General features: G+C 45.5%; 20 protein-coding genes. 1 reads left to right on the forward strand and 19 read right to left on the reverse strand.

Translation table 11 applies throughout. The features are described 5' to 3' along the window. Nucleotides 1-6: 6 nt before the first annotated feature. The 13 genes from BQ9859_RS07465 to BQ9859_RS07525 all read right to left on the reverse strand — a co-directional run bounded on the left by BQ9859_RS07465 (nt 7) and on the right by BQ9859_RS07525 (nt 12975). The gene (locus BQ9859_RS07465) at nt 7-864 is read right to left on the reverse strand and encodes a PTS transporter subunit EIIC (RefSeq protein ID WP_235846409.1); all 858 of its coding nucleotides are present in this window, start codon (nt 862-864) and stop codon (nt 7-9) included. 128 nt (nt 865-992) lie between these two features. Then, the gene (locus BQ9859_RS07470; protein WP_075877589.1) at nt 993-2117 is read right to left on the reverse strand and encodes a UvrD-helicase domain-containing protein; all 1125 of its coding nucleotides are present in this window, start codon (nt 2115-2117) and stop codon (nt 993-995) included. Next, nucleotides 2102-3682: an ATP-dependent nuclease gene (locus BQ9859_RS07475; protein ID WP_075877590.1), complete on the reverse strand. Its 1581-nt coding sequence runs from the start codon at nt 3680-3682 to the stop codon at nt 2102-2104. Before BQ9859_RS07475 ends, BQ9859_RS07470 begins: the two co-directional genes overlap by 16 nt. A gap of 49 nt (nt 3683-3731) precedes the next feature. Next, on the reverse strand, nt 3732-4655 hold the full coding sequence (locus BQ9859_RS07480) for a BsuBI/PstI family type II restriction endonuclease (RefSeq protein WP_075877591.1): 924 nt from the start codon (nt 4653-4655) through the stop codon (nt 3732-3734). Next, nucleotides 4652-6139, reverse strand: a complete 1488-nt coding sequence (locus tag BQ9859_RS07485; RefSeq protein WP_075877592.1) for an Eco57I restriction-modification methylase domain-containing protein — start codon at nt 6137-6139, stop codon at nt 4652-4654. Before BQ9859_RS07485 ends, BQ9859_RS07480 begins: the two co-directional genes overlap by 4 nt. Beyond that, complete coding sequence (locus tag BQ9859_RS07490; protein ID WP_075877593.1) at nt 6126-6338, reverse strand: helix-turn-helix domain-containing protein; 213 nt, start codon at nt 6336-6338, stop codon at nt 6126-6128. The genes BQ9859_RS07485 and BQ9859_RS07490 overlap by 14 nt, the downstream gene beginning before the upstream one ends. A 135-nt stretch (nt 6339-6473) precedes the next feature. Further along, nucleotides 6474-8126: a recombinase family protein gene (locus BQ9859_RS07495; protein WP_075877594.1), complete on the reverse strand. Its 1653-nt coding sequence runs from the start codon at nt 8124-8126 to the stop codon at nt 6474-6476. Nucleotides 8127-8198: 72 nt separating this feature from the next. Continuing rightward, complete coding sequence (locus tag BQ9859_RS12635) at nt 8199-8366, reverse strand: hypothetical protein (RefSeq protein ID WP_202613463.1); 168 nt, start codon at nt 8364-8366, stop codon at nt 8199-8201. A gap of 267 nt (nt 8367-8633) precedes the next feature. Further along, nucleotides 8634-9992, reverse strand: a complete 1359-nt coding sequence (locus BQ9859_RS07500; RefSeq protein WP_075877595.1) for a virulence-associated E family protein — start codon at nt 9990-9992, stop codon at nt 8634-8636. Next, nucleotides 9952-10590, reverse strand: a complete 639-nt coding sequence (locus tag BQ9859_RS07505) for a CHC2 zinc finger domain-containing protein (RefSeq protein WP_235846410.1) — start codon at nt 10588-10590, stop codon at nt 9952-9954. Before BQ9859_RS07505 ends, BQ9859_RS07500 begins: the two co-directional genes overlap by 41 nt. A 63-nt stretch (nt 10591-10653) precedes the next feature. After that, nucleotides 10654-11898 (reverse strand): plasmid recombination protein, encoded by a 1245-nt coding sequence (locus BQ9859_RS07510; protein WP_075877597.1) that lies wholly within the window; start codon nt 11896-11898, stop codon nt 10654-10656. 494 nt (nt 11899-12392) lie between these two features. Further along, nucleotides 12393-12698 carry a hypothetical protein gene (locus tag BQ9859_RS07520; protein ID WP_015559848.1) on the reverse strand — a complete coding sequence of 102 codons (306 nt, stop codon included), beginning with the start codon at nt 12696-12698 and terminating at the stop codon, nt 12393-12395. Beyond that, nucleotides 12682-12975, reverse strand: a complete 294-nt coding sequence (locus tag BQ9859_RS07525; protein WP_015559847.1) for a hypothetical protein — start codon at nt 12973-12975, stop codon at nt 12682-12684. The genes BQ9859_RS07520 and BQ9859_RS07525 overlap by 17 nt, the downstream gene beginning before the upstream one ends. A 362-nt stretch (nt 12976-13337) precedes the next feature. On the opposite strand from BQ9859_RS07525, the gene BQ9859_RS07530 reads away from it, so the two are divergent. Further along, nucleotides 13338-14186 carry a helix-turn-helix domain-containing protein gene (locus BQ9859_RS07530; RefSeq protein ID WP_015559845.1) on the forward strand — a complete coding sequence of 283 codons (849 nt, stop codon included), beginning with the start codon at nt 13338-13340 and terminating at the stop codon, nt 14184-14186. Between the two features lie 80 nt (nt 14187-14266). Here BQ9859_RS07530 and BQ9859_RS07535 read toward each other — a convergent pair whose 3' ends face one another. The 6 genes from BQ9859_RS07535 to BQ9859_RS07560 all read right to left on the reverse strand — a co-directional run bounded on the left by BQ9859_RS07535 (nt 14267) and on the right by BQ9859_RS07560 (nt 18191). Then, nucleotides 14267-14569: a hypothetical protein gene (locus tag BQ9859_RS07535; RefSeq protein ID WP_015559844.1), complete on the reverse strand. Its 303-nt coding sequence runs from the start codon at nt 14567-14569 to the stop codon at nt 14267-14269. Nucleotides 14570-14581: 12 nt separating this feature from the next. Continuing rightward, complete coding sequence (locus BQ9859_RS07540; RefSeq protein WP_055149758.1) at nt 14582-14764, reverse strand: hypothetical protein; 183 nt, start codon at nt 14762-14764, stop codon at nt 14582-14584. A 14-nt stretch (nt 14765-14778) separates the two neighbouring features. After that, complete coding sequence (locus tag BQ9859_RS07545) at nt 14779-15162, reverse strand: TnpV protein (RefSeq protein WP_075877599.1); 384 nt, start codon at nt 15160-15162, stop codon at nt 14779-14781. Nucleotides 15163-15242: 80 nt separating this feature from the next. After that, nucleotides 15243-15905 carry a PTS transporter subunit EIIC gene (locus BQ9859_RS07550; protein WP_075877600.1) on the reverse strand — a complete coding sequence of 221 codons (663 nt, stop codon included), beginning with the start codon at nt 15903-15905 and terminating at the stop codon, nt 15243-15245. Between the two features lie 78 nt (nt 15906-15983). Beyond that, nucleotides 15984-17309, reverse strand: a complete 1326-nt coding sequence (locus BQ9859_RS07555) for a 6-phospho-alpha-glucosidase (protein WP_075877601.1) — start codon at nt 17307-17309, stop codon at nt 15984-15986. 147 nt (nt 17310-17456) lie between these two features. Further along, a complete protein-coding gene (locus BQ9859_RS07560; protein WP_075877602.1) occupies nt 17457-18191 on the reverse strand; it encodes an HAD family hydrolase in 735 nt (244 codons plus the stop codon). Nucleotides 18192-18194: the final 3 nt, after the last annotated feature.

Genomic DNA, 18194 nt, shown 5'->3' on the forward strand with positions numbered 1-18194 from the left:
AATATATTAGTATTTCAATACTTCACGAACAGCATCCGCAATTGATTCAACTTTAGGTCCATATATTACTTGAATATGTGTATCGCTTGGTTTCACAATTCCCATAGATCCTGTCTTTTTCAAGATATCTTCTTTTACTAGAGACATGTCTTTTACATCTACACGAAGTCGAGAAATACAGTTATTTACTGTTACGACATTATCAAATCCACCTAGACCTTCGATTACCAAAGCTGCTGTTTGACGTTGTTTTTCATCTAAGCTTACATTTGAATCCGCAGTATCGTCTTCTTCTGATACATCAATCGAGATATTTTTTCTAGTAAGATACCACTTGAATACAAAGTAGTAAATAAATGCATAGAAGATACCAACAACGATTACCCAATACCAATTTGATCCTGGTTGGAAAACACCCCAGATGAAGAAATCAATGATACCTCCACCTGTATTACCAATGATAACACCAAGTACAGACATCAGCATGAAAGAGATACCGCCCATGATTGAATGGAATACAAACAATACTGGAGCAATAAACATGAATGAGAATTCCAATGGTTCAGTAATACCAGAAACGAAGCTTGCTGCTACACCAGCAATCATCAATGCTTTTACTTTACCTTTCTTCTCGGAAGGAGAAGTACGATAAATAGCAAGAGCTGCTGCTGGAAGACCAAACATCATGAATGGCATTTTTCCTTGTCCTAAGAATTGAGTAAATGGTTGTAATTCAGACAGAGGAACTTTATCTACATATTGCAAGAATATATTTAAGCATCCCTCAACGCCATCATATACACCACCAAGAGGTGTTGTACGGAATAATGAGTTCTTTGCCACAATGTCAAGTGATGAATTCAAAAAAGGCAGACGCTATCAAAGAAATTCATCTTCAATAGTGTCTGCCTTTTTGTGCAATATGTACTCTATATGAATTTTTTGTAAGGTATAAACGTAAGGATTTTAATTGTTAGCAGCAGCTAAAACCCTTATACTTTAATGTATGAATCGCGGATTTTTTTGAAAGTCGAAAAGCGCATCAGATATAAATTGCCACGACTTCGTGTCATTGCAACATATAGCCTGTTAAGGGTTACAACAGAGATACGGTTTGTTGAAAAACTGTCATCAGCCAATTTTTCAAAATCATCTGTTAAAATTACACAAGCCGCATCTACAGTATCTCCTTTAGAGTACGACCAATTCATTGCCCTGAACGTGTAACGTGACGCACCTTTGTAGACCAATTTTATAATAGACGGATCTTCGAGTACGCGTGACGCATTTTCATCTACCCAAATTACCGATCCGGGATTTGTACCGAAAGACATAATTTCGATGCCAAGTTTGTTGCTTACATATTCACACACTTCTGTAGAGCAACGTCTGGATTTATCCAGAGTGGTTATGTCCACTTCAAATCCCGCACGTTCCAACTCACCGATAAATTCATCATAGCTGACATCTACAGACTTTTTCTTAAAGGGTCTTCCAGAATTATTAGTTGCCGAAACGGAGTGCTGATAATAATCACCGACAAGTACAACATCGTTCAGTTGTTTCGCCAATGCTATAATCAAATCATAGTCATGCTCCCGAAAATCCTGAAACTCATCTATCAGCACACAGTCATAAAACATATTCAGTCTTGCTGCCACTCTCTTTATAAGTGACTCTCGCTTTTTCTTCACCTGTAAGGCCAGTTCCGATAAAGTAGCACAGTAATACTGTTTTCTGTCCGTAATATAGTGTGCAAGTTGATCTTTGGGCTCATAAAGCGGATTCGCAATGGATTTTCCTGTTTTAGTTTTTATTCTTTGAGGCGGAGGGTCTATCATACAAATTCCACAGCTAACAAACCCAGGCTGTCCAAAATGCTCCCCTATGCTCGGTTCATAAGGAAGTATCAATTCATGATAAACAAATGAATCAAATGTTGCCACAGTTGTTAACTCCGGCATACACTTGTAAGCATCATAAAGCTCTTTTTGGATGTTGTGAATATTTTCGTGAGTGAAAGCCAATATGAGATTTCGCTTTTGGGGATCTATCTCATGGCAAATGTGATAGGTTTTCCCCGCACCAGCTACTGCCAAAATTACTCGCTTAGCCATCCGATTGCATCCTTTATATACTGCGGCACCACAAATGTGGTATTCGAGGTTAGCATCTGATAGGCAACATCAACCTTATGGTTTAACATTTTTCCTAATACAGCGCCATAATCTTTACCATGAAATTTATACTCTGCTCCTGCCTGAACAGTAATCATTTCATCCAAAGCATCTTTATTTACTTTATAAATACAGGCTTCCCATGTCCACTCATCTGTCGTAGCCCCCATAAAAATATGTTGCAAATTATTGGATCGATTAAAGGCATTAGCTTCCTCAATTCTGAAAGGTTCTTCGTCATTATCGGTAATAACTGCAATTCTTTTATCGGTAGCTTTTGCAATCTCAAGGTATCGCTTATAAGAAATACCATTGCAAGAAATTATAGAAACACTATCTTTTTCAATAGCACGTCCGGTGATTTGTTCGTAGAACATAGGGAGAAGGAGAAATTCTGTCGCCCCTTCAACAAGAAAAACCTTTTTGGACAGCAGTAATTGTAAAAAGGCATTATCATCTGCTCGCACAAAGAATTTTGCTACATCTTCATCTACATTTGCCAGTGTCTTAACACCATCTGAAGTGATCCACAAAACATTATTTAGATTTAACCGACTGGCAATCATATTGTTATGAGTGGCTAAAATTATCTGCGAATTGTCCTGCTGGCCAGAAATTTCCTGAAGCATTTTTTGCAAGGTCGAAAAGCTAAGATGATTCTCTGGCTCCTCCATCAGAATGACATCTAAACCGCTCGTTCTGGATAGAGCAATTTGCGTCTTAATAAGGCTCTCCATTCCGCTACCACGATTTTCTAAGGCAATAGAGTCCTCATACACAGAAAGAATAGTTTCCAAGACGACCTTCTTACTATCTATACCGAATTTTCTGTTCTCACTGATTGGCGGTAAATTAGCAGCTTCAAGAACATCCTCTAATTTGGAACGAAATTCGTTTTTTGCTCTTGCTCTGGTTGCTTCATCGTATCTACTTGTAAATAGAGTTCTGTTGTAATAATTAAATGATGAAGCTGCCGCACCGTTAGTTGTGTCAATTGACAAGAAGTTTAGCGGTCTTTTGATAATCTGGTATGGGCGGTTAGCAAAGGTTGTCCATGTCAAAGCATAGTACTCATAAGGAATTTTACCCTCTAAGATTGATTGCTCCATACCAACGCCGAGTTCTTCGTCATACTTACATTCAAAGCGAATGCCGTACTTCTCGGTCTGCTGCTGCCTCCGCCCATACACCTCTCCGTAAAAGTATGAAGCATTTTTTTCTTGCGGATCAAGCACCAATTCTACTTCAATATAGATTTTAGGTAGAGTATTGACGCTAGGATTTGCACGAAATTCAGCAACCATCTGTGCATTAAATAAATCTCGCAATACAGATTTATCTGCGGTTCGATATTGCTGGTTCAGTACGGTTTTTAGAGCATCCAAAATCGTACTTTTTCCAGCCTCATTTTCGCCAACAAGAATATTCATATGTTCATTAAACGGCACATCAAGGGAGACAAATTTCTTGAAGCCCTCTATGTGCAATAATTTTATGTAGTTCATCCGATGTTTAACGTCCCTCCCCACCATTTTAATCTAAGTCAACAGAGTGTTATTTTTCTCGTGGCCCTAAGAACTTGTCGCCGTTCAAGTGAATCATATGATCCGGCATGTCAGCAATCCAAACCTCTGTTTCCCAAGCAAGCGTTTCAGAAAACTTCTTAAATGTTTTGAAGTCCAGGAAAGCAGTAATATAGATTTTCCCAGCTGTTACGCCGCTGGTCATTTCACCAATTTCTTTGATACGCTTCGGCTCCATAGGCCCTACAGATGTTACCGCCTCTATAAAATAGAGCCAGTTTCTTTCTTCGGAATACAGAACAACATCCGGCATTTTATCATGCAGCGTAATGGAAAATCCTAACTCCCATAGTTTGGCTTCATTTTTAACCAAGTCCTTTTCAATAGTGTCTCCGATATAGAGACACTCGGCATTCGGTGCAAAACGAGGTGCAAATTCTTCGATGATTGCTTTTTGGAGCTGATTGTGTTTTCCTGGTGAGAAAGTGAAATCTGCCCCATTAATCTTTACTGGCATCTTCTGTATAGATCGCTTAGAAGCATATAACTCAATAAGCGAGTCATGGTTTTTTAGAAATGTGGTCAACTGTTGCTCCCACATATCCTGTCCAAAACTTTGAATCAGTCTCAACATTTCGTTCGTCAGACGATAGCGATAATTTGGGCTATTTGTTGCTTTACCGTTATCCTCAATAAATGCAGCGTTTCTAAAGTGATGCATCGCCTGCTTGCGAAAAGTTTCTCGGCTGTTCTCTGCATAAGTCATTCCATAATGGCTATTGGCAAAAGCAATTACATCATGTATCCGAATCCAATTATTTGTGGCATCCGACCAGGGGATGTCTTCCGTTAGGCCTGCCATAGCAAGCAATACACAGCAGCACATTCCATTTTGCTGTTTTGCAGGGACTTGTAGTGCATTCAAAATTTCTTTTGCATCTGTTAATTTACTCATATAAAGCTCCTTAAAATGTTGTCACAAGAGGCTTCTGACATATCCTTACTACGAATCAGCGCTTTACCCATAGCCTCAATCGTGTTCATTGGCGGCACTGGCATCGAGTTTATTTCAGTAGAGTTTACCTGCGTAGATCCATTCAGAATTCTATAATAGCAATCATATAGAGTGGAATTAAATAGTACATATAAACCGTATACCACACACTCAGATAATTCATGCAATCCACAAATAAAATTAATCTTATTTTGTGTGCTGATTTCTCTGTATTCAGGATGCTTACGAGCTAAATAAATTCCGCATTGAAGTCTTCGATGTTCCTCTTTGGCTGTAAACCTTTTTACAAAAAGATAGTTTGAATTTTTTTGTAAAAGCCCATTTTGTTCGGTGACGAGATATTCATGTTCTTTGCCAATCGGGAACTCAACTTTTCCGTTTTTTATATGTTGAGAATAAAATAATGGAACAGCCGTTGCTTCCGCATGATCTCGTAATGCCTCACGATTTCGGAAATCGACCGTTAAGCCAGTTTTCATTTTAAGACCAATGCTAGGTAAAGTATTAGGCAATCGGTTTAGTCTCTCTAAAGTTTCGACTTCTTTAGCATTTGTAACCAGATACACATATTGATCCTTGCCGTTCACAACCGTATCATAAGGGGCATGGAACACTGTCTTTTGGGAAAAATCAGCATTACTTTGTGTAGTCGTTATTGTGACATTTTGAGGTTTGTTTTTTGCCTTTTTCACCTTGATAATGATGGTTTCTTGCAGCACACTTTCTTTTTCAAATACTTTATCACGACTTACAAATAGATGGATATGCTCTAAGGCACCCTCATCTAAAAACTTTTGACGGAATTTTTTGAAATAGGCGCCCGAAGTCCAAGAGCGGGGAATGATATATACCATTTCTCCATCGCTTTTAAGGTTGAATAGACTCATTGAAGCAAAGATAAAGTATAAATTCGGCGCTCCATAACAGACATCCGGCATTGCTAAGGCCTCCGGTGCATCTTTTGGGATCTTCATATATGGAGGATTGCCAATGACATAGTCATATTTGGGTGGATTAGGCGATTCCCACAACATATGATTATAGTCTGCCATTTGTGAAAGGATATAGTTATCCGCCACAATTTCATACTCTATTGGCTTTGAAGCATGAGCACACACCCAATCCATGTTTGAACGTAGCAACTCCAAAATATTAGTATCACTCTCATAGCAAACCAGTTTGATTTTAGTAATCGCAGCGACATCCAGCATTCGCTCAATCAATGCAGTCGAAAGAATACCAGAGCCAGCACCAGGATCAAGAATCGAAACAGTTCCAGAGGCAGATTGTAAGTCAAATAATTCTGCCATGAACACAGCAGTTTCTTTACTTGTAAAGAATTGTCCGTATTTTTTTCTTTGGGCTTTAGTCATTTGCTCGATATACTTTGTTGTCGAGGTTACGACATAATCAATCTTGTTCATTGCTTGTAAACTCCATTATATCGCCAATATCACAGTTCAGTGCCGTACATACTTTATAGAGACTTTCCATCGATACAAATTCGTTGCGTCCCATTTTGGCAAGTATATTAAAACTAATCCCCGCGTGCTCCTTTAGGTCAGTCCGATTCATTTTTTTATCTATTAGTATTTTCCATAGCTTATCATAACTAACCAACATGACAAAATCTCCATTCGCTCTTGAATTCGTGACTATTGTAACATGATGTGCATGAACATTCAAGATAATCTCATAATATCATGAGTCTCGAACGCAAAAAAACTCACCTCTCAACAAGAGAGGTGAGGTAAACCGTTACGCTGCAATCTCCGGGATTTCCCCGACAAAGTTATACACGATCCTGACCTCCTGCACCTTCTGACCGTCCACCTTCTTGACCTCGCCAATCAGGATTTTGCTGATAAGCCGGTTCAGTATCGCCTCGTCCAGTTCCTCAATGGCGGCATAGCGCCGGATTTCCTTGATAAAGGTGCGGACTTCGCTTTCTTGGGCATCCGCCCGGCTCTGCATCACCGCCAGATCGTGCAGGCGTTTCTGGTTGGCTTCCTGCTCCTGTTCCAGCGCCGCCGTCAGCTTCATAAACCGCTGTTCGGTCAGGATGCCTTTTGCCTTATCCGTGTACAGGCTTAAAACCATCCCGTCAATTTCCTGATTCCGAGCTTCCAGCCGTTTCCGTTCCTTCTCTGTCTGGGAAGCGTCCACCAGATACCGGCGCTCCATCCGGCTGCTGAGCCGCTGGTAGAACGCATCGGCGTCCTTCATGGCCTGCTCCGCCAATTCCTGTATATCCTTCAGCACCAGATTGTACAAATCCCTTGCCTCAATCTTGTGGCTGGTACAGGCGTTTTTGCCCAGCCGGTTGTAGGTCTGGCAGATATAGTATGCCTTATCAATCGGCTCACGCATCTCGCCGGTGAAACGGTTCTTCCCGGTTCTGCCGACTTTTTCATACCGCACCTGCATGGACTTCCCGCAGGTGGCGCAGTAAACCAATCCGTGGAACAGGTTATAGAAGGGGCAGGCGTTGCCTTTCATAATGGTTGGCCTGCGGTCAATGATTTCCTGCACCTGTTCCCATTCTTCCGGCGTCACAATCGCCTCATGGCAGCCCTCAATGACCTCCCATTCCTCACGGGGGATAATGTCATAGGTGTTGGAGCGGATGCCTTTCTGATGTGTCCGGCAGACAAGATGTGCGCCCTTATAAAAGGGATTCCGCAGGATATGGCTGATCCTTGCGCTCCCCCATGAATAGTAGTTCACGTCACATTCTGTATTGCTTTTTACTCTGGTGATGGGGATTTTATCATCCATGAGCTGCTTTGCGATCCGCATACAGCCCCAGCCGTCCAGTGCCATATCATAAATTTTTCGGATCACCGGCGCTGTTTCCGGGTCAAGGATCAGATGCCCTTTGTCCTCCGGGTCACGCATCAGGCCAAGAGGCGGCTGCCCGCCGCAAAACTTTCCCTGCCGGGAACGGGTCATGCGTCCCGCCAGCACCTTTTTGGAAATATCCCGGCTGTACATATCGTTCAGGATATTCTTAAAAGGCGTGATGTCCATTTCCTGACGGGTCAGGCTGTCCACACCGTCCGTGACGGCGATATAGCGCACATTGTGTTTGGGGAAAAAGATTTCGATATAGCTTCCGGCTTCGATATAATTCCTGCCGAGCCTCGATAGGTCTTTCGTGATGACGCAGCCGATTTTCCCTGCCCCAATGTCAGCGATCATGCGCTGGAAGGCAGGGCGGTTGAAATTGCGGCCCGTATAGCCGTCATCCACATAATACTCATACTGGAACATTCCATGCTTTTCAGCGAAGTCCCGGAGCATGATTTTCTGGTTGCTGATGCTCATGCTCTCATTGTCGCCGCCGTCATCCAGAGAGATACGGCAGTAGAGAGCGGTGATTTTCTCATAGACTTGTTTTTTCCTGCTCATAGCGTTCTCCTTCTATGAACAGGGACACGATACCATTATAGTACCATGTCCCTGCCCCTGAATCAACCGTTTTTACGCAGCATTCTCCGCCATTTCCCGATGTTCCAGCCATTCCTCGAAGTGTTCGCAGGTCTGGCGCTCGATCAGCTGCTCAAAGGCTTCCCGCATGGACTTCTCCCCGGAGAACTCCCGCACCACCACAAAACGGACTTTATTCTTCTGATTTTTGCTTTTTCCCATAGGCTACCTCCATAGAGTGACAGGCCGGACGGCAGCACCGGCAACGAAGTCCGGCAACGAACCTCTGAAAACCTGTAAACTATCGTCTGACCTGCAAATCTTACTTTGTGAATTTTCTTGAAAAGTCTCGTTGCTTTCGTTGCCGGAAATAGAGATAGATATTAGAAAACGCCTTATTTACAGGCTTTTTCCGTATCCAGACCGGAAAATCCCCGGCAACGAACCCAGCAACCAAGCGGCAACCATCCCGGCAACAGAACACCATTTTCAGGCGATCCACTCCTTCGGAAGTTCCAACTGGCGGCATTCTTCCTCGCTCAGTTCCACAAATCCATCTTCGTTGCCGGGCAGTTCGTTGCCGGAAACGTCCCGTTCCCAGCCCTTCTGCCTGCCGTATCCGGCGAACATCCTCGGATTGGAGAACGACTTCCAGCCTGTCACCACCGTGTTCATAATCTCGTTGATATTGTGCAGCTGCCACCGCTTCGGCTCGTCATAGGTGTGGCCCAACGCCTCCTTGAACAGCTGTTTGGAGCAGACCATGCTGCCGGTGTAGTGTTCCAGAAAGCCCTGTATCTGCCCAGCCTCGGTATCCTCCGGCATAAAATCCTTCTGCACCTCCACAAGCTGCCGTTGGATGGACTTGCTGAATTTCATGGAATACTTCCCGCTGCGGTAAATGGTCATGGCCTCCGCCCACACCTGCAAAAGATAGGCTCTGGAGGCGTCCTCGTCCTCCAAAATGTGAACCTCCGCATTCTCCGGGTAAATCATGATCGGCAGGAAACGCCGGTTCCCGGCCCGGTCAAGGGGCAGGAAGTCCAGCGTGTTGGAAGAACCGCCGAACACGCACTGCCGCAGCCGATCTTTGGGCTGGGCCTCATAGGGTGTGCGGTAGGTTTCCTTCTGGCGGCTGATGAACGAGCGGATTTCCTCTATGCTTTTGGCGCTGCTGGTAGCCAGCATCTCCGACATCTCGATAATCCAGTGGCCTTGCAGCTTCAAAAACACCCGGTCATCGTCCAGCTTTTTTAAGTCATCGGAAAACCACTCGTCCCGGATCGCCAGCAGGCGGAAGAAGCTGGACTTCCCGGCACCCTGCCCGCCCACCAGACAGAGCATTTCCTCATATTTGGAGCCGGGTCGGAATACCCGCCGGATTGCCCCCAGCAAAAAGTGTTTCAGCATTTCCTCCACATAGTCGCTCTCGTCCGCACCTAAGAAGTGATGGAGACAGGAGCGGATACGGGGCGTCCCGTCCCAGACAAGGCCGTTCAGCACGTCCTGTATGGGATGGTAGCAGTTTTCATTCGCCACGATGGACAGGGCCGCCGTCATTTTCTTCTCGCTGGTCAGGCCGTAGTTCTGCTCAAAATAGAGAAGCAGATACTTCACATCCGTATCCGTCAGGGCACTGGTGTTCCTGCGCCAGCCCAAATCCCGCACGATGTCCACCCGGTCAGTCAGGAGGTTCAGCCGGATGGCGTCCCGCAGCAGCGGGTCATGGCAGAACACTGTCCGGCAGTTACCGATGGTGTTAGCGGGCTGGCCCTTCTCGGTGACAGAGAGGCTTTCCCGCACCTCGTCAACGCTCTGCTCCGGCGCTAAGGCTTCGGCTGCGCTCATGGCGGCCTGCCGGGTGGCTGGCGGTAAACTCTGATATTCGCTGCTCAATCTTCCTCACCTCTTTTCCGTATTCAGCGACCACGCAGGCCCGTTCCTCCATACTGCCGGACAAAAGAATATCCAGCAGATACTCGGTGTACGGCTTCTTTTGCAGGGCCTCCACAAACAGCGGGTTCCATGTTTCCTCCGGCGTCTGTGGGGCATACTCTTTCTCCCAGCGTTCCAGCAAATGCAGGTAATCGCACAGCACCCGGAAACATTTCTGCTTTGCCTGCCGGTAGCGCAGTTCCTCGCTGATTTTCCGTTTGACCGGCCTCCTGCGGGGCGGGTCATGGCCTTTGGCGTCAAAGCTGACCGAGAAATCCTCCGCCAGCTTCAAGGCCGCCTCTTTTTTGTTCAGCCCGAACAGACGGGCGGTAAAGTCGATCACATCCCCGTCCGCCTGACAGCCGAAGCAGTGGAACCGGCGGTCAACCTTCATGCTGGGATGTTTGTCATCATGGAAGGGACAGCAGGCCATCCCGTTCCTGCCGACCTGCACTCCGTAGGATTCCGCAGCCTGCCGTGTGGGGACAGCCTGCTTTACCGCCTCAAACACATTCGATTTTCTCACCTCCAGACAGAGAAAAAGGCACCCGGTTTCCGCAGGAAATCAGATGCCTTACAACTCCATATCCTGTTCCTTTGTAGGGGCGATCCGCCCCTCCCGTTCCCAACGCTCCCGGTTATCCCGATCAGCGTTGATCTTTGTCTTTGCCAGCATATCCATAATGGATTCTTTGGCTTTCTTCTTGACCTGCTCCTTCCCGGCCTGCTTGACTTCCGGCTGCATCAGCGTCCGCTGGATTTTCGCCAGAGCAGTCTGCATGACATTTTTAATCTTGTTAATGACCCCATCCAGACGGGCGGCGGCATACTCACGTTCCTTCTTTGGAGCCTTGCGTTCCGGCGAAAGCACCCACGTTTTCGTTTCCTCAATCAAACGAATATCTTCCTTGTGCGTCTCCTGCCGGACGGTATCGGTCACGACCTCCACCGCCTTGTCATAGGCCGCATCGGAAACATCATCTAACAGAGTCTCCACGTCCTCGATTTTGAGCGTCAGTTCTTCCAGCTTCTGCTCCTGCGCCGCAAGCTGCTCCTTCTGCTTCATCAGGATATAATCCTGTTTTTCCAGATAGTCCCGCCCTCCGTAGGACGGCTCCTGATCCAGATGCAGCCCATGCCGTCTGGCGATGTCAAACAGGATCGTCCGGCAGACCGCATCAAAGGTCTGCTTGCGGTTGTTGTTCCGGCCTTTGGGCTTCTCCGGGTTGGGGAGAGGGATGCCAAGTTCTTCCAGCGCCTTTTCCTGCTGGGGGCACAGCTCCCCGTAGCGGTTCTCGCAGTCAAAGACGTGCCGCTCATGGATGTGGGGCGTCCCCTCGTCCAGATGGAGCGCCCAGTCTAAGATGTGGATATGGGAACCGAAGCGGCGCTCAAATTCCTCATAAAATTCATTGACAATGGAAAAGAGCGTATCCGGCGGGACGGATTCTCCCATCGTGCCGATCTGGTAGATGCTTTCCTCCGGGCAGGTCTTGTTGTTTTTCAGCAAGTCCTCCACGGTGCGGTTGCGCTCCGTGTGCCGGGTTTTCTCATTCCGGGCGTTCTGGGCCTCCACATGGCCGCCGTAATGCTCGTAGTAGTACATCCGCTCGATTTCCTCAAAGCTGAAATCCGGCTGCTCCGGGTTCTCCCGGAACTCGTGTGTCGTAAAGCCCCGGTAGCAGTCCCAGTAGACATTTTGCCTTGCCCGTTCTGCGTCAATGTGTTCGCTGTTCTCCACATCGAACCGGCGGTCATTGTGGCGGGGATTATAGGTGCCATGCTTGCCGGAGCGTCCATTGTGTCGTGTCAGTTTCAAACAGATTTCCTCCTTCCTGCGAAGATGTTCTGGGGCCGGGGAAGGGGCGGCGAAGCCGCAAATCCTGCGAATTTTGCGTCAGGTAATACCCAGTACAAGTTGACGCAGGCATCAACTTTCCCTGGGCAAGGCGCTTCGCCCTTGACCCGATAATGGCTGCCGCCCTTAACCTGCCAATGGGCTTTGGTCTCGGCTTCCGCCTCGGTCGGTGCTTTTGCAGCTTTGCTGCAAAGGTCGCCACTGGCGACCCGCACCCCTTGACCCCAGCAGTGCGCTGCCGCCCCTGCACCCAGCCACAAAGGGCCTGCCGCCCTCTGTACTCCCGCTCCGGCGAAGCTGGCTTCCACCGCAGAAGCGGTTTCCGCCAGTTTCACCGGCTCCGCATCCACACATTTACGCTCATCAGCGGGAAGTGGATACGGAATACGCCTGCGGGGATTGCCGGTCAAAACACCGAGTGCAGACCCGGCATTTTGACCGTAATCGCCCCGATTTCAGGCGATTTTTTCTTCTGCCGTCACCACCTGAAAACCATGCTCCTTTGCATAGGCGCTGGCGGCGGCTTTCCGTTCCTCGCTGTAAGGCGGGATGAGCCGGATCGACAGCCGGGACTTGTCCAGCACATAGGTCACGCTCCCCTCCGGCGTACTGCGCTCCAACCGGCACAGCAGCGGATACTTCCGGCTGAACTCCGCCAGCCTGCGCTTCAAGCTGACGTTGAAGGTGTAGACGCTGGCAAGGTTCTCCGCCTCGTTCCAGTTGATGATGGTTTCTTTCTCATATTTAGACAGCTTCCTCATATAAATCCTCCTCATAATCATTGTAAGATTTCAGCACACGCAGGCTGCGCTTGAGACGGCGGTACTCGTCCATCTCCATACGCAGATGATGGTAAAAATCCTCGTACCAGCTTTCGTCCACCTCCGTCTCCACCTTCCGGGCCAGCCCCAGCATCCGGCGTTTGGCCTCCGGGTCAACCGTCAGGGCCGTCAGCCATTTCAGCCGTGTCACCGTATTGTGGTGGCTGGGACAGGCGAAAGCATAGAGAATCTTCTTTTCCTTCATGCTCAGTTTCATAATGATTTCCTCCATTTCTTTGCTGCGGAGCCTTACGTCCCGCATGATAAACTTGTTTCTGTCCGCCGGTCTGCCTGCAAGCCGCTCCTACCCGGAATTTCTCCCGGCGTATCGGCCTCTTTGGTGCGCTCGATTTCTGTCCTGGCGTCACTTTCCCGGAGGTCATACCCCTTGCAGCCGGTCATTCGATTTTCAAGGTTCAGTGCCTGTCTGCAAGAACCAGTTTACCGAAAAAAGGGGGCTGCTCCCGTATATCCAAGACGTTGGAAAAACGCTCGAAATCCGCATATTTCCACGCTTATGGAATCGTGCTATAATAGGTGTATTCACTGAAAAAACGATAACGAGAGAGGGGGCATTGGATGTACACAAAGCTGTCAATCCCGGAGCGGCTCAAAGACTTGCGGGTGGTGGACAAACACCTGACGCTGGAACAGTTGGCGGAGCAGACCGGCCTGTCCAGATCGGCGCTGGGAAAATATGAAAGCGATGACTATAAGGACATCAGCCCGTTTGCGATTGCGACACTGGCGGATTTTTACGGCGTGTCCGCCGACTATCTGATGGGGCTGACCGATAACAAGGAGGTTCCCAACGCCGATGTGCAGTCGCTCCATTTGAACGATGAGATGATTGAACTTCTGCGGAGTGGTAAGATTAACAACCGGCTTCTCTGCGAACTGGCTACACACCCAAACTTCCGGCGGCTGATGGTGGATATGGAAATCTGTATCGACCGGATCGCCAATATGCGGGTGGAGCAGATGAATCTGGTGATGGAGGTCACCCGGCAGACCGTCCTCAGCAAATATGCGCCCGGAGAAGATGACCTCTATGTGCGGACGCTGGAACTGGGGCAGGTGCAGGAAAGCGACTTTTACAGCCACGTCATGCACGATGACCTGGATAACATCGTCCAGGATATACGGGAAGCTCACCTGAAGGACAAGACCACCGCCGACCCACAGCCCACGCTGGATGACGTCAAGGAAAAGTTTGAGCAGGCACTTGAACAGGGCAGCCAGGAGGAAATGGTAATCCATGAATTTTGTGACAGGATGCAGATACCATTTGAGAAGATTTCCTCGGAGGACTTTTCGGCGTTCCTGCGGATACTGAGCCTGTCCAAGATGCTCAAAAATCCCAACAACATGAGGGGGAAGGTCAAGCCGCAGCCGTACTATGCGCCCAAACGCAAGAAACGCAGGTAACAGAAAAGCCGCCCAACCTGTACCGTTGGACGGCTTTCGACCCGTTTGCGGGCGGAATAAAATATGCTGTTGTACATCCGTTAGCTGACCGTTTTCATCAGCTTTTTCATAAACTTCCAGAGCCGGATGCCATCTTTAAGGCCCAGCCGGTAAAAGAAGCATTCGCTTTCTGCGCCGGAATCGAAAATGGAATCGCAATAATTCTTTACAGCGTCCTTCTGTTCCTCGGATAATGCGCTGACCGCTTTTTGATACTCGGTTTCCAGTCGAAGGTAGTCAGCTTTTTTCTCCTTGCCGGTTTCTGCCTCCCGCCACTTAGCAAACTGGCTCTGCATCCTCTCCTGAATCATCAAATCAACCAGTTTTTCAATATCTGTCCCCATAAGCGGCCCTCCTTATGCTGGACGGATATAATTCCGGTATGTTTCCAGGACGGAATCCGACACACCGCTTTTATATACTTTGCGGATGTCGGAGATTTCCTCTTGCTTCAGCAGTTTCAGCCATTCCAGCAGGTCAGCCCTGCCATTGGCAAAGTTACAGCAGCGTCCATCAGCATATTCGATACGGTATCTCATAGACATGCACCTCCTTAAACATAAATCATCTCAGACCGGATGATTTCCTCTGCCCGGCTGCGGATGCTGTTCATGGCTCCGACCCAGGCAAGCTGGTCACGGGCTTTCAGTTCCTCGGTAACACCTTCCGCCGCCTGCATCTGCGAGATGATACACGCCAGCCGGTCAGCGGCCTGCTCGTTCAGGTCGGCAAGATACGTCCAGAGTTTTCCCGACAGAAGCAGGTCATTGTACTGGCCGGAGCGGTGTTCTTGCAGATATGCCTTGTGCATCCGGCCCCACCTACCGATGGGGCGGCTTTCCTCCGGCAGCTTCAGGTCTGGTATGTAGTAATCGCCGACAAGAATGTAGTCCAGACCGTTGCTGTCATCATGGATACGGTTTCTTAATTCTTCCATATCGACCTCCTGTATTCGATTTTGTCCGAATCCAGTTGATCGTGTCCCTGTCCATCTGTTATTCAAGGCAACTGAACTCGTCACCATGAATTATGGCACATCAATACGTGATGCAAACCAGTTGGAATGAGCAGACGTTCCAAAGTACCAAAGATAAATACTCCAAATGCACCTGCAGCATGAATCAGATCACCTAATGCATTGATACCTACTGAAATTGGTTCCCAAACAAGAGGAATGAGCAAACCAATAACAGCCATTGTCATGATAACGGCTAATGCAACAAATCGTTTTCCTCCATAGAATGCGATTGCTGCCGGGAAAGAAATTTTATGATATTTGTTGTGCAGCCAAGTTGTAACCAAACCAGAAATGATACCACCTAACGCACCCATATTGACTGTTTCAACACCTAATGTTGCTGCAATATTCAATGCACTAAAATCCATAAATCCTGATGAAATTGTACATTGACTTGCAACTAAGAATGCATAATATCCAAGGAATCCGGCAAAAGCAGCAACTTCCTTATCTTCTTTTGCAAGTCCCATAGCAATAGAAATTGAAAATAATACAGGCAATAAAGTAAATACAATGTTAGAAACTTTATTTAAAGTAGAAACGATAAAGTATGGAACACCGCTAGCTAAGAACGGGAGGACGTTAAGAACTTGTTCTTTCATCAATGCAGATGTCAGACCAAGAACGATACCACATGCAGCTAATGCTGCAATTGGCATCATCAAACTTCTTCCTAAATCAGAGAAGAAGTTCATTATTTTACCTTTCTTCATATATATACCCTTTCTATGTAATTATTATTATTTTAATTCTGGCCACATTCCTTTATTTGCTTCAATCAAAGCATCCAAGACTTTGCGTGCTTTCTTCGCATCATTGATCAAGCGGTTCAGAGTAAATGCCTGCAATGCTTTCTGATATGAATGTTCATAATAAGCATCCACTAATAATTTTTCACATGATACTTGTTGAACCAGCAATCCTAAATAGAATTGTGGAATGCTTCCTACACGCATTGGACGTGGACCGTTGATACCTAATTCGCATACAACTTCTACCATTGCGTCTTTTTGCATATTTGCAATTGCACCATCATTTTCAACAATCAGAATGAAACGTCCGTTTGTGTTATAAGCAATTGCTTCAGCAACCTTGATCATCATTTCTGCATGTGCATCAGAAATAGCATGGAATTTATCCCCTAATTTTCCTTCTTTAATTACTTCTTCACACTCTTTGAATACACGTGTTTCACGTCCTGCAATAACTTCATCCGCACGTGTGTATTCCGGATTTAAATGACTTACTTTGTAGTCTGGATATAGATAATATCCATCATATGTATTTGGCAAATAATCTGGGAAATCTTCCATCATTGTTTGTACAAATCCATATGTATCCAGCCAAGACTGATCACGTTGTTCTGCATCTTGTGGCAAAAATCCTTTTTCTTTAATGATTTGACGAATCTTTGGCAGCAGATCTTCACCAGTTTTTCTATCATACATATGTGTAAACCAACCATAGTGATTCAAACCAAAGTATACTGGATCCAGATCTTCCCAAGAACATCCTAACAAACGGCTAGTAGAACGAACAACATTTTCAGGCTGGTCGCAAATATTTAAGATTCGTTTATCTTCAGGAAATTCTCTTCTTAAAGCCTCTGCAACAATAGCAGCAGGGTTTGAATAATTTAAAATCCATGCATTCGGTGAATAAGTACGAATTTGATGAATTGCTTCGATCATATCAACACATGAACGAAGTCCATATGCCATTCCACCTGCTCCGCAAGTTTCCTGTCCAATCATACCCATGCTTAACGGGATATGTTCATCTTCACGACGCATCTGCAAGCCACCAGCACGCATTTGCATAAAAATGAAGTCCATGCCTTCATATGCAGTTTTAGGATCTGTTGTATACGCAAATTCTAATTCTGGATAACGTTCAGAAAACATGATTTCTCCATATTTTCCAATTGGCTCTTGACGTTTTTCATTAATATCAAACAATACTAGTTTATTTAAAGGAAATTCTTCTTTTAATCGTACAAAAGATTTCAAAAATCCAAGTGTATATGTACTTCCTCCACCAACGATACATACATTAAATTTTTTCATATTCATTCTCCTCTTTTTTTCTCTTTTAAGGCCTTAACTGAGTACGTACATACTATAATAAAAAAAATATCTATGTAAATAGTTACTATACTTTTAGTATGTAATCCCTTACATAGATATTTATTACTGTTTAAGTAATTTTTTACATTATTTATTTATCGGAATATTCCTGCACCAATTATAAAATTGTAGTAATGACCCTTTCTCAAAAGAATTAATAGGTAACTGATCTGCATTTAACAAACAATCTTCGATCAACTTTACTTCCATTCCTAATTTCATTGCAACACCGTCTTCTTTTACATCATTTCCTACCATAATACAATTTTCCGGTTTTACTTTTAATTTATGACACACTTCTTCATAATATTTAGGATTAGGCTTAGCATAATGAGAATTTTCAAATGTAGTGACTAATGGAAAACGTTCAGGTTCTATATTTAACCATTTTAAGCGAGAATAAGTTGCTATCTCTGGAAAAATAGGATTTGTTGCGATTGCCACTTGATAACCTTTATTTTGTAGCTCTTCGACAATTTTTTTGCTTAGTTCTGTTAAATTGCATGCAGTCACACATTTTTGAAAATCATTTTTATAAAAATCCATAAATTCATTTTCACATTCATCATAATTTAGTATTGTGTGTTCATTTAAATATTGACGAAAAGCTTCTTGATTCGTCTTAGAACCATCATTCAATACCATTTGTTTTGTCCCATCCCAGATTACTTTATATAGTTCTTTTGGATGGATACGATTTTTTAGCTTATTACTTAATTCCATAAAATATTTTTTTTCAAAATTTCGCATATCCATAGGCAATAATGTACCATCTAAATCAAATAAAATCGTTTTTTGAAATTGATAATTCTGAAATCCCATTAT

This window comes from Merdibacter massiliensis, from assembly GCF_900155395.1.
GTDB lineage: Bacteria > Bacillota_I > Bacilli_A > Erysipelotrichales > Erysipelotrichaceae > Merdibacter > Merdibacter massiliensis.